The 11,224-nt window shown below is 62.9% G+C and carries 11 protein-coding genes; 4 read left to right on the top strand and 7 right to left on the bottom strand.

The annotated features are described in order from the left end of the window. Positions 1-135: 135 nt before the first annotated feature. The 4 genes from GY937_09980 to GY937_09965 all read right to left on the bottom strand — a co-directional run bounded on the left by GY937_09980 (position 136) and on the right by GY937_09965 (position 4,115). Positions 136-1,356: an amidohydrolase gene (locus GY937_09980; GenBank protein ID MCP5057037.1), complete on the bottom strand. Its 1,221-nt coding sequence runs from the start codon at positions 1,354-1,356 to the stop codon at positions 136-138. Between the two features lie 12 nt (positions 1,357-1,368). Beyond that, positions 1,369-2,343: a Rieske (2Fe-2S) protein gene (locus GY937_09975; protein ID MCP5057036.1), complete on the bottom strand. Its 975-nt coding sequence runs from the start codon at positions 2,341-2,343 to the stop codon at positions 1,369-1,371. Positions 2,344-2,348: 5 nt separating this feature from the next. Next, the gene (locus GY937_09970; GenBank protein ID MCP5057035.1) at positions 2,349-2,990 is read right to left on the bottom strand and encodes a TetR/AcrR family transcriptional regulator; all 642 of its coding nucleotides are present in this window, start codon (positions 2,988-2,990) and stop codon (positions 2,349-2,351) included. A 204-nt stretch (positions 2,991-3,194) separates the two neighbouring features. Beyond that, positions 3,195-4,115, bottom strand: a complete 921-nt coding sequence (locus tag GY937_09965) for a phosphotransferase (GenBank protein ID MCP5057034.1) — start codon at positions 4,113-4,115, stop codon at positions 3,195-3,197. 3 nt (positions 4,116-4,118) lie between these two features. Between GY937_09965 and GY937_09960 the strand changes: the two genes are divergently transcribed. From GY937_09960 to GY937_09950, 3 genes are all read left to right on the top strand, one after another. Continuing rightward, positions 4,119-5,240, top strand: a complete 1,122-nt coding sequence (locus GY937_09960; GenBank protein ID MCP5057033.1) for a nitroreductase — start codon at positions 4,119-4,121, stop codon at positions 5,238-5,240. Between the two features lie 79 nt (positions 5,241-5,319). Further along, positions 5,320-6,486, top strand: coding sequence for an acyl-CoA/acyl-ACP dehydrogenase (locus tag GY937_09955; GenBank protein ID MCP5057032.1), 1,167 nt, complete (start codon positions 5,320-5,322; stop codon positions 6,484-6,486). Between the two features lie 36 nt (positions 6,487-6,522). Then, positions 6,523-7,047, top strand: coding sequence for a hypothetical protein (locus GY937_09950; GenBank protein MCP5057031.1), 525 nt, complete (start codon positions 6,523-6,525; stop codon positions 7,045-7,047). Here the strand turns inward: GY937_09950 and GY937_09945 are convergent, their stop codons facing one another. Both GY937_09945 and GY937_09940 read right to left on the bottom strand, forming a co-directional pair. Then, the gene (locus GY937_09945; protein ID MCP5057030.1) at positions 7,048-7,905 is read right to left on the bottom strand and encodes a phytanoyl-CoA dioxygenase family protein; all 858 of its coding nucleotides are present in this window, start codon (positions 7,903-7,905) and stop codon (positions 7,048-7,050) included. Positions 7,906-8,135: 230 nt separating this feature from the next. Continuing rightward, positions 8,136-9,782, bottom strand: coding sequence for a cytochrome P450 (locus GY937_09940; protein MCP5057029.1), 1,647 nt, complete (start codon positions 9,780-9,782; stop codon positions 8,136-8,138). 145 nt (positions 9,783-9,927) lie between these two features. Here GY937_09940 and GY937_09935 point away from each other — a divergent pair, with 145 nt between their 5' ends. After that, positions 9,928-10,566: a TetR/AcrR family transcriptional regulator gene (locus tag GY937_09935; GenBank protein ID MCP5057028.1), complete on the top strand. Its 639-nt coding sequence runs from the start codon at positions 9,928-9,930 to the stop codon at positions 10,564-10,566. 39 nt (positions 10,567-10,605) lie between these two features. Here GY937_09935 and GY937_09930 read toward each other — a convergent pair whose 3' ends face one another. Further along, on the bottom strand, positions 10,606-10,935 hold the full coding sequence (locus GY937_09930) for a hypothetical protein (GenBank protein MCP5057027.1): 330 nt from the start codon (positions 10,933-10,935) through the stop codon (positions 10,606-10,608). Between the last annotated feature and the right edge of the window lie 289 nt (positions 10,936-11,224).

Raw genomic sequence — 11,224 nt, 5'->3', positions numbered from 1 at the left:
ACCATTGCTGAAGCGTCGCCCGCTGGCTCTTGCTGAGGTGAATCTCGGCTGCGACCCGCATCGTGCCCCTCTGGCCGTTCGCCGCGAGGGTAACGTGGATAGTCCAATAGTGCCCTTTATTTATGAATCATATCACTAGCTCTGTTTCCGGAATTCGCTCTTCTTCGGACCGATACGAGCCGCGATGGGCGCGAGCTTCTCGGTGTCCAGGCTATAGAACTCCACGGCGTTGCCACCGAGCTGGGCGGCAATCTCGTCGTCGGAGAGACCTGCCATGGCTTCTGCGATCTGGTCGTGTGTGTTCGGCCAGCTCCCTTCGGGATGCGGGTAGTCGCTGCCCCACATGATGCACTCGCCGCCGATCGCTTGTCCGAGCTGGCCGTCCCCGGGTGACATGCACGCAGCGCCCAATCGGATGTTCCGGCGGAAGTAGTCGCTGGGACTCATCGAGAGGTGGCTGATGTAGTCACCGAGCTTCTGGGCCTGGGGCGTCACCTTGTAGCGCACGTCGAGCAGCCGCATGTAGTCCGGAACCCAATCGATGGCGCCCTCGACGATTGCCATCTTGAGCCTCGGGTAGCGTTCGAAGACACCCCCCCAGATCATGAAGGTGGCCGTTCGGCTGACCCACCAGACCACCTCGGAGAGGAAAGCGCCCATGGCCCCGACGGGGGGAGTCCGTTCGCCGCTCTCCAACTCCGACAACGGCCCGAAGTACTCCTCGATCGGAGATGGACCGATGTGGAAGTGGATCGGCATGTCGAGGTCCTGACAGATCTCCCAGATCGGGTCGTACTTCGGATGGTGGTAGGCCGGGAGCTGGCCCCACAAGGGGGGCAGTATGATTCCCCGGAGCCCATTCTCACGGGCGAGGCGGATCTCCCGTACGGCCTGCTCCACATCCCACAGCGCGGGAATACACGCCAGGCCGAGCCGGCGCTCGGGCGCCATCGCCACCAGATCGGCCATCCAGCGGTTGTGGGCGTGGCAGCCCGCCCACTGGAGTTCCGGCACGACGCCCCCGGTCGGCATGGCGAAGCCAGCACCGAAAGGCGGTGCATTCTGTTCGGTGATGCCGTCGGGGAAGATGACCTCCAATGCGACTCCGTCGCCGTCCATCACCTTCGTGCGCTCCCCATCGTCCCAGGCGCCGGTGAGCGCCTTCTCGTGCCCTTTGCGCCATTCCGCGTTGATGTCGGCGATCAGGAAGCTCTCTTCCATCGTCTTCGTCATCTTGACCTGGATGGGAAGCGCATGATCGAAGGCGTCGCGGAATTTCGGATCCACATAACTCCGGTACTGCTCCGGCGGAAGCCCGGCATGGCAGTCCGAAGAGATCACGAGATGGCGGTCCATGGCTCTGCTCCTCTAATCCGTGGTCGAGTAGAACTGTCGCGCCCAGCGACGGAATTCGATCAGTGGCGTATCCGCCTTGCAGAACACGGGGTTGCGGAGGTGGATCTTGTTGGTCCAGACATCCCAGTCGTCCATCACCCCTTTCGTGATGCCGTCGAACCACTCTTCTCCAGCGACGTCGATGGCGTTCTTGGTCGCGAACATCAGCCAGCGTGAGATGGTGTTGTGGTTGTCGATGGGCGTCGTCGACGAGAACATGAAGAGCCCTATGCCGGGAATGCCTGCGCTCTCGACGCTCGACAAGCCGAGTCCCCAGGTATCGCGAATCAGGGACATCTTGAAGGTGCCGGCCGGCGTCAGGGTTTCGACGTGGCTGATGGCCTTCAGGAAACGGCCGTCGTCATCGAAGCTGAACTCGGTCTCTGGGACCGCGTCCATCCCATGGACGTAGCGGAAGTGCACCGGGTCCAGGTTGTTCTCGGCCATGTCCTGCATGTGGACAGGGACCTCGAGCGTGAAGGTGCGTGGCTCACACCATTCCGGATCCCCGAGCTGGGAGACGACCGGGATTTCCCAATGGGGCGGCTTTTCTTCTGCATGGTGCCAGACGAAGATCATGTGATTGCGCTCGACGACGTCCCACTTTCTCACACAGGCACGCTTCGGGATCTCGTCGCAGTACGGGATGGCCGTGCACTTCCCGGTGTCTCCGTCGAATTGCCAGCCGTGTTGGGGGCAACGAACGGTTTCTCCCATGACCCGGCCCCCCTTGCCCATGTGGATGCCCAGGTGGGGGCAGTAGGCGGAGACCACCTTCGGCTGACCCGAACGAGCGCGGAAGAGCACCAGCTCGTGTTCGAAGCAGTAGACGCGTTTCACCTGCCCCGGGTCGAGCTCCTTGCTCCAGGCCACGGCGAACCAGCCGTTGGGGATTCCCGGGTCTATCGCAAAGATCTCGGTTCCTACTCCACCGATCTTTCCAGCCATCGTCTTCAACCCTCCGTTGGAATTGTCATGGAATCCGCGAGGAATCTCGCGGTGGCAAGCGCGCGCTCTCGCACCGGGTAGTGCTCCAGGTTCGCCCAGTTGAACATCAACACATAGAAGGCACCCATCAGCATCTCGGTCAGTGTTTCGAAGCCGTGCAGGTCGGCCAGGTCGCCGGAAGCCGCGCCTTCGCAGATGATCGACTCGAACGCGTCGTGCAGCTTGCGCGCCTGTTCGGGCTCATCGCCTGCTGCGTGAATGATGCGCACGATCTCGCCGATCAGCTCGCGGTGCATCGGGCCTGCCTCGTCCAGGTTGTGGGCGAGATTCTCGAAGAAGTGTTGGATCCGACCGCGGGTCGAGGTGGGCTGTTTGCGGGCCTGCTCGATATTCGCCAGCAGTTCGTTCAGCGCGCGTTCCGCGATCTCGTCCAGCAGTTGCTGCTTGGACGTGAAATGGTTGAAGAAGGTCTTGTGGGCAACGTCGGCTCGCTCGCAGATCTCCACGACCCGGGTCGCCTCGAGGCCGATCTCCTCGATCAGCGCGACGCCGGCCTCGAGAATCCGGCTCCGGACCTCCAACTTGCGACGTTCGCGGCGGCTGAGTTCCGGTCCCGCAGGGCGCTCGACCTCAGCAGGTGTCCTCATGCATCTATTCTTGTGCAAGATGACACAGGAATGCAAGAATATACTTCTATGAATCCTTGCTGGTGCCCGCGAAATTCCAGCTGGGCGCTGGAAGGCCCGGAGGTTCGGATCGGTTGCGAACGATCGGCAAGAGGTGACGCAACTATTGGAAAATACTATGTATTTAGGGTCGCGTCGGAATCCTGCGGGTACAACGAGCGGCTTTCAGACTCTCCTGCCCTGGCGACGCATGAGTTCAATGATCTCGTAGTCGTCGAGGGCCGCGGCCAGCTGCGCGAAGTACACCTCCAGACGCTTCGCTCGCGGCAGAGCTTCATCGACTGAATCGCCCAGACGCAGAATCCCTTCCTCTCCTCTCGCGTCGACGACCAGGAGGGTCGTCAGATGAGTCACGAGGATGTCCAGGACGGCCAGCCGGAGCAGCAACCAGAGCGAGTCCAGATCCAGATCGAGGACGCCGCCAGCGAGGAGCCTTGCGTGGTAGTGGCTGACCAGCGATCGATCCATCGAACGCCGCTGCCGGATGGTCAGGCCCGTGACCACGATTCTGGCGAGATCCGAACCAGGCGAATTCAGACACAGGGTCTGCCAGTCCGAAACGGTGAAGCGTCCACCTTCTTCGCCGGCAAAGAAGAGCTGACCGGGACGAAAGTCTCCATGAGAAAGAGTCAGCGGGCTCGTGGCCGAAGGTGTCACCCGATCCCAAAGGTCGATGATCAGTGCCGCCGCCTCGAGCACGATGCCAGGCGTTACGTCTGCGTGGCGGGCCTCGACGGCCGTCAGCACGCCTTCGAGCAACTGCCTACGGCCGCTGCTGTAGGTCGGATCCGAACTGTTCGTGATCCAGAGATTCTGCTTCAGCCGTGCATCACCCCACCAACGCGCGTGGAAACCAGCCAGATGCGAAACTGCCAGTTCCACGTCCTCGGCAGATCCCACTCGGCCCAGTCTGCAGTGACTGAGATCCTCGAGGAGCAGCAAGAACTGCCCGCCGCCCGGATCCAACTCCGCGGCGTGGCATTTCGGTATCGGGATTCCGGCTACTTCGAGACTCGGCCCGCATAGGGTCGCATCCGGGCCCTGACAAAAACCATCCGACGGGTGACGATCTCTATCGAGAAACACATCATGGCCACCGCCGCTTCGCTGAAATCCGCCCTATGGGACCTCAAGGTTCGGCTCCAGTTCACCGGCTGGCTCCAGTACCTGCCGAACGCTCTGCTCGCTTTGGTGCTGGGCGGGGTCGCCGTCATCGGCTGGTTCGTCGGAGCCTTCCCGGCACTGCTGTTCTGGACGCCGCTGGCGCTGGCCTCGCTGCTGGCGGTGAACCTCGTGTTCGACGTGGTGACCGTGAAGCTGGGGTTCCGGCCGGCCGAGCCCACGCCGGCACGTCTGGATCACCTCGACGCCTTCGACCTCATGCGGGCAAGGGTGTCGTGTCGTTCATTCCAGTCGCGGGACCTGTCGCCCGAACATCACGAAGAGCTGATGGCCCTGGTCGCTCGTCAGATCGAGCCCGCACAGCAGTTGGGCCATCACCCCATCCGCTTCGAGTACGTTGCAGCACCCCTCACCGTGTGGCCGGCGGTAGGCGCACGCGAGTTCCTGGTGGCCATCGCCCCGCGAGAATACGACCGTATGTCCGTCGTCGACGTGGGGCGCAGCCTTCAGAAGGTGGTGCACCACGCCACTCGAATGGGCCTCGCCACCTGCTGGATCGGGCCCGGTGCCGATCACGAGAGCATCCTGCGCCACCTGGGTCCCCGCTTCGACCCCGAACGCGACCACATCATCTGCGTCTGCGCCGTAGGTTATGTCTCGAAGTTCAAGCCCGCGGTGCTCCGTCTGATACAGCGGGTGCAGCGCAACCGTCTGCCGATTGCCGAGCTGTTCTTCGCCACCCCGGGCCTGAGGGTCCCCCTCGACCCAGAGGCGTCGCCCTTCGACGCCTTCGGCCGCTGCTACGAGGTGTGCCAGTGGGCCCCTTCATCGTTCAACGGCCAGACCACCCGCTGCGCCGCCGTGGTGGACGAGCAGGGCAGGGCGACCCGCTTCGACTTCTTCGCAACGACGCACTCGCAATTCTATGCGCCTGTGGCGCTCGGCATCTGGCTCGCGAATTGGGAGATAGGCTGCGAGGCTGCGGAGTGTCCCGGCCGCTTCGAGGTTCTCGGGCCCGAGGAGCGCGGCGTGACCAACGTCTCCGAGCTTCCCCGCTACGACATCAGCTGGATTCGCGACGCGGGGTGAGGCGCCCGATCGCCCGGTAGACCACGGGATCGGGGGGGGGCTCCCAATGTCCTGAGACGCAGCAGGCTATAGTGTCGCAATGGACTTCTCTTTCGATCCCGAGCTAGAGAACATTCGACACGAAGCGCGTCGTCTGGCCGATCAGTTCGACGACGACTACTGGCGTACGCATGAAGAGAAGCACGAGTTCCCATGGGACTTCTACAATGCCTTCGCGGAACAGGGCTGGATCGGAATCATCGTTCCGGAGGAGTATGGCGGCGCGGGCATGGGCGTCGTGCATGCAGCGGTGTTGCTGGGGGCGGTCGCACATAGCGCGGGTGTCCAGAATGCAGCCTCCGCACTCCATATTTCGATCTTCGGTATGGGCCCGGTCATCCACCACGGCTCCGAGGAGCTGAAGCGGCGCTACCTCCCGCCCACGGCGAGTGGCGAGCTTCACGTTTCCTTTGGTGTCACTGAAGACGACGCAGGCACGGACACTTCGCGCATTCGAACGTTCGCGCGGCGCGATGGCTCGCGCTGGATCATCAACGGCAAGAAGATCTGGAACACCAAGGCGCAGCAGGCCGCGAAGTGTCTGCTCCTCGCGCGCACCACTGCGCGAGAGGAGTGCGCGAAGCCGCTCCAGGGCATGACGCTCTTCTTGATCGATCTGGATCCGAAGCACGTCGAGATCCGGCCGATCGACAAGTGCGGCCGCAACGCAGTCAATTCGAACGAACTCTTCATTCACGATCTGCCGGTCGAAGATGTGGACGTGGTGGGCGAGGTCGGCCACGGTTTCCGCTGCCTGCTCAATGGACTCAACCCCGAGCGGATCGTGTTGGCCGCCGAATCGGTGGGGATCGGGCGCCAGGCTCTCGACAAGGCGGTGCACTACGCGAAGGAGCGTGTGGTCTTCGATCGGCCCATCGGCATGAACCAGGCCATCGCTCACCCGCTGGCCGACTCCTACTCCGAACTCGAAGCCGCGGAACTGCTGTGGCAGAAGGCTGCCTGGGCCTACGACGCCGGCGAGAATGTCGGCCCACTCGCAAACATGGCCAAGCTCCGCGCCAGCGAAGCGGCCTTCAGGGCCTGCGACCGAGCCATGCAGACGTTCGGCGGAATGGGCTACGCGAAGGAGTGCAACGTGGAGCGATACTGGCGCGAGTCGCGCATGTCACGCATCGCACCCATCTCCAACGAGATGATCCTGAACTTCGTATCCGAGCACGTACTCGGCTTGCCGCGCAGCTACTGACGGATTGTTTCGGCCACGATTCGCGAGAGGAAGCCGATGGATGAGCTGAGGGTATGGCTCTCGCCCCACTACGCCGTCATCAAGTCGGTGCACGTCCTGGTCGCCGCGATCTGGTCCTTCAGCACGTCGGTGGCCTGGGTCTGGTATCTGAAGCCGGCTCTGCGTCGTGCACGACGAAAGCCGGACGACCCAAAGGCTCGGCAGGTGCGAGACCACATGATGGAGGCCTTCGATCGAGGGGCCATGCTCGAGCACGTGGCCTTCGCGATTCTCGTCCTGACGGCGATTCTGATGCTGATCGCGGGCGGATTCGACCTGATGCGCTGGAGCTACGTCACGGCGATGTTCTGGATCGGCATCTTCCTGATCGTTCCCATGGAAATCGTGGACATTCACCTCTCACATCTGGGGGGCAACAAGAAGCGCATCCGGAGTTCGGGAGACATGGAACTCTACGAGCGCAAGATGGGCCAGCATTGGGCCTTTCTCCGGATCAGCGAGCCCGTGGTCATCGTCTTGATCCCCCTGATGTTCTTCATCGCGATCGTGAAGCCATTCTGACTAGCCGAGTGACTCACCCGATTCCGCTGCGTCATCGCCGGGCGGAGCCGCACCAGCCACCAGGACGGGATGCTGCCGGTCAGGGGCGTCGCAGAGGGTGCGCACGAGGTTGCCGCCCTCTCGGCCGACGATACTCGCACCGTCCGGAGCGAACTGAATCACGTAAGCCTTGCGCGTTCGGTCCGTGGTCAGGTTGGGCCCCGTCTTGTGTGGCGTGAGTGATGAGAAGACCACCACACCGCCCGCCTTGACGGGAGCGGCGATGGTTTCGAACCCGCTTTCGTCCACGCCACAGTCGAAACCCAGGTCGGTTTTCTCGTGGTCCCAGGTGCCATCCCGATGAAACCCGGGAAGTACGACCGGGCAGCCGTTCTCCTCGTCGGCATCCGTCAATGCCACCCAGCAGGTCAGATACTGCTGCGGCTCGACGTAGTTGTATCCGTTGTCCTGATGCCACGGGAAGTCATCGACCGTCCCCGGCTTCTTGTAGACCGTCTGGTCCCAGTAGAGGCGCACATCGTCGCCGATCAGGTCGTGCACCAGATCGCGGAAGAACTGGCATTGCGTAACCCGCTTGGCCCTGGGTGAGCGGGTCACGGCGTGTGGCGTGAAGGTGATCTCACCCGCGCGGACGATGAACATCTTTCCGCCGAGGTGTTTGCGAACCACATCCTCGAGTTCGCGCTCGATGGGGTCGAGTTCCCTGGTGAGTGCATCGATCGCATCCGCGTCGAAGACGCCCTCGAATACCAGAAAACCCTGCTCGTCGAACTGCCGGGCCTGATCGGAATCGATCAGCCGGAAGGGACCTTTGTGATCCTCCCAGCGAAACGATTCGTTGAGTTCGTGCTTCTTCATCCGATCCCTCCGGCTGGCCGGAGGCCCCGGCAGGTATCCACAGAAGTTAGCTGCGAGTCTTGTGCATGCTCCGTCCGTGCCCGACAAGGCGTCCATCTCGTTCGGCGGTGGGTGGATCCGCACTCCGGTCCAGCAAGATCCGGCCGTGGCGCCGAGAGTCGCGGAGTCCTTCGCAGCGGGTTGCTAGCTCCGCCCCCGCTCATTCGCTTCGGCCTCCGCACCGCCCCGGATCACAGATCTTCGATCAAGATCACGTGATTCGGGCAGTACCGAGCCGCCATGCGTGCCTTCCTGCGCAACTCCTTGCGCGGAGCTTCAGCTTTCACCAGGACTCGCTCGTCCTCTCCGAGTTCGAAGATCTCGGGAGCCTCGCCCGTGCAGACCGCGTGTCCCTGGCAGAGATCGGTGTCCACGATGACCCGGAACGGGCGTTCTGCAGCCTCTTCCTCCTCGCGTTCCCTGACCCGCCGGGCGCTCTCGGGCGTTACGGCGGTAGCCGCGCGGGGCTTGGAACGCACGCGGCAAGGCTGCTTCAGGTGCACGACCATCTTCGAGTGATCATCGACATAGCTCTCGGACGGTTGATCGAGCTCGAACTCGAAGTCCCGCAGCAACGTGCTGAAGATCCCCTTCAACTGCATCAACGCGAATGCCGAGCCGATGCACTTGTGGCGCCCACCTCCGAAGGAGATCCAGGACCACGGATTGCGGGCATCTTCGCGGCGGTCGTCGCTGTATCGTTCCGGATCGAACCGGTCCGGATCGGGGAAGAATTCCGGATCCCGATTCGAGACCGCGGGTGAGACCGCCACCAGGTTTCCCGCCTTGACCGTGATGTTCTTGAAGTGGAAGTCCTTCATGACCTTTCGCATCAGGATGATGAGCGGCGGGTGCACTCGCAGCGTTTCCTTGATCACCCCTTCGAGCAGTGGGATCTCGCGCAGCGACTGGAAGCTCACCTGTCGCCCATCGGCATAGATGGCATCGAGCTCTTCGACGACGCGCGCCATCACGTCCGGGTTCCGGAGCAACTCGATCAGGGCCCAGGAGGCAGCGCCCTGGCTCGTGTGATGACCAGCCAACATCATTCCGATGACCATCCCGGTGATCTCCGAGCGGCTGTATCTCTTGTCGCCGTTCTCGTCGATGAGCGAGTCCAGGACCGCGAGCAGGTCCCTGCTGTGCCTTTTCTCCTCCACGCGCTTGTCCAGGATCTCGGTAATCAGCTCGACGAGTTTGATGCGGGCGGCATCTCGGGCGCGGAAGGACGGGATGTCCATGTAGGCGTCGACATACGCATAGGCATCCGTTCCCCGCTCGAGATCCTGGAAGGCCGCAGCGAACTCAGCGCCTTTCTGGGCCAGATCGTCGCGGAACTCCTGTCCGATCAAGGTGGCGGTCGAGGTGTAGGTCGTGAGCTCACCGAAGAACTCGAGCAGATCGAAGCCGCGGGAACCCTTCAGCCGCTCGCACATTGCCTCGGTCTCGGCAGAGATCACGTCAGCATGCCTCCGCATGTACTCGTCGCGAAGAGCCCGCGTGCGGATCGCCTTCTTGCGTTGCTCGACCGGGAGATCGAAGATCACGCCGGGGCCGAAGATCGGCTTCATGAAGGGATAGGCCGCCCCCTGGTCGAGTTGCTCATCCGGCGCGCGAAAGAACTTTTCCTGTGCCTCGGGTCCGAAGAGAAGGGTGACGTGATTGCCCGCGAGGTTGATCTCGCCGGCCTCAGCGCACTCGTTGCGGACCCGCCAGAAGAGGTCGATCGGTGCAGTGCGGAATTCCTCTAGATGGCCCACCTCGGGCTGCTCACCCGACAGGCGCGGCGGAGCTTGTCCCCCGGAATGCATGGGGTTCTCGGTGGGCCTTGTTGACATCGACGCTCCTCCTCGAAGGAGACGCAGTATATATCATTTACTTGCATTGCAAATTGGAAATTGTAGGTTCCCAACGATTCCTGAGCAGCCGGGCAGGGTCGAGCGGTGGCGGCACAGCCCCCCATCCCGGCGCGCGAGGTGCGAGATGAACGAACGGCTGCTGGCTCCCAAGACCCGACGCAGACGGCGCAGTCACGCGGAGCGCACCGCCGAAACCCAGGGGCGAATCAAGGCAGCGGTGGTCGAGGCCGTCTCGGACCTCGGCTTCCACCGCACCACGGCCGCTGAGATCAGTCGCCGCGCGGGAGTGAGTTGGGGCGGCGCACAGCACCACTTCGGGGACAAGGACGGCATCTTGACCGCAGTGCTGGTCGATTCGTTCAACTCGTTCGCCGACCGGCTCAAGGGCATCGCAGTGGAGGGGCGATCGCTCGCAGAACGCGTCGCGTTGTTCGTGGAGGCAGCCTGGGAGCACTTCGGGAGTCCCAGCTATCGCTGCACGCTGGAGATCCTGCTCAACATGCCGGCTCCCGACTGGGTCTCCCGGGAACTTCCGCTGCGAGATGCAACCCTCGAGGTCTGGAGTGGCATCTGGAGTCGCTTCTTTGGCGAAGCGGAGCTGCCGCCGCGCCATCAGATCGCCGTCCAGTACTACGCGGTCTCGGTGCTGTCGGGCCTCGCAGCAATGAAGAGATTCGAGGGGCCCACCGCGGAAAGGCGCCAGATCGAGCTGCGATTCCTCGAGGAGACCCTCGTCCGAGAGCTCTCACCCGGCAGTGGTTGAGTGCCGTCCCGGCTCTCTTGCGTTCCGGTGCTCCGTCGCTCAGTCGAGTGTGATGAACACCGAGCGCCGCCGCTTCCCATCTGCGCTGCGACTGATGTGCCCGCGGCCGGTCGTGTCCTCAGCCAACAGGACTTCGCCCGGGCCGAGGACCCGCGTCGTTCCGTCGCCGATTTCGATCTCGACCGAGGCGTCGAGATTGATGACGTATTGCCGACGTGGCGCGTTGTGGAACCCGTACTCGTAGTCGGCATCGGTCTCCCGGAACACGACCCCGGTCGCCTGCTGCAGCTTCGAAAGCGCGCCCGTCGGAGCGAATAGGGTCGGGATCGAGGCCATCCGTTCACGCTTCCGTCGCCAACGGCTGGTCACGGTTCGCATCGCCTCGTTGCTGGTGTGAAGCGATGGTCCTCTTCGGTCGCCTTCATGGAACGCGACCGAACGATCAGAGCTTCCCGAGTCCCTGCATCACAGGGGAAGGTCCCCTGCGGCGCCGCTCACGCTGCCTGTCTTGGAGTACGCCTGTTGGCGATCACGAGAAACCGTAGAAATCTGATCATCTAGCCGTGGTCGCGCGCGAGTGCTGGTTTCTCGTCAGAACGGCGAATCGGTGTCGGTCGGATCGGTGTCGAGTTCGCGATCGAGAGCCGCGAGGTAGTGT

It is taken from the genome of bacterium, assembly GCA_024228115.1.
GTDB lineage: Bacteria > Myxococcota_A > UBA9160 > UBA9160 > UBA6930.
The sequence above is the reverse complement of the archived record's forward strand: the minus strand, read 5'-3'. Positions and strand labels throughout refer to the sequence as shown.

Coding starts and splice junctions, on each gene's coding strand:
- GY937_09960 (MCP5057033.1), top strand. CDS start 4,119: ATGGCCACCGCCGCTTCGCTGAAATCCGCCCTATGGGACCTCAAGGTT.
- GY937_09975 (MCP5057036.1), bottom strand. CDS start 2,343: ATGGCTGGAAAGATCGGTGGAGTAGGAACCGAGATCTTTGCGATAGAC.
- GY937_09950 (MCP5057031.1), top strand. CDS start 6,523: ATGGATGAGCTGAGGGTATGGCTCTCGCCCCACTACGCCGTCATCAAG.
- GY937_09935 (MCP5057028.1), top strand. CDS start 9,928: ATGAACGAACGGCTGCTGGCTCCCAAGACCCGACGCAGACGGCGCAGT.
- GY937_09955 (MCP5057032.1), top strand. CDS start 5,320: ATGGACTTCTCTTTCGATCCCGAGCTAGAGAACATTCGACACGAAGCG.
- GY937_09980 (MCP5057037.1), bottom strand. CDS start 1,356: ATGGACCGCCATCTCGTGATCTCTTCGGACTGCCATGCCGGGCTTCCG.
- GY937_09940 (MCP5057029.1), bottom strand. CDS start 9,782: ATGTCAACAAGGCCCACCGAGAACCCCATGCATTCCGGGGGACAAGCT.
- GY937_09970 (MCP5057035.1), bottom strand. CDS start 2,990: ATGAGGACACCTGCTGAGGTCGAGCGCCCTGCGGGACCGGAACTCAGC.
- GY937_09945 (MCP5057030.1), bottom strand. CDS start 7,905: ATGAAGAAGCACGAACTCAACGAATCGTTTCGCTGGGAGGATCACAAA.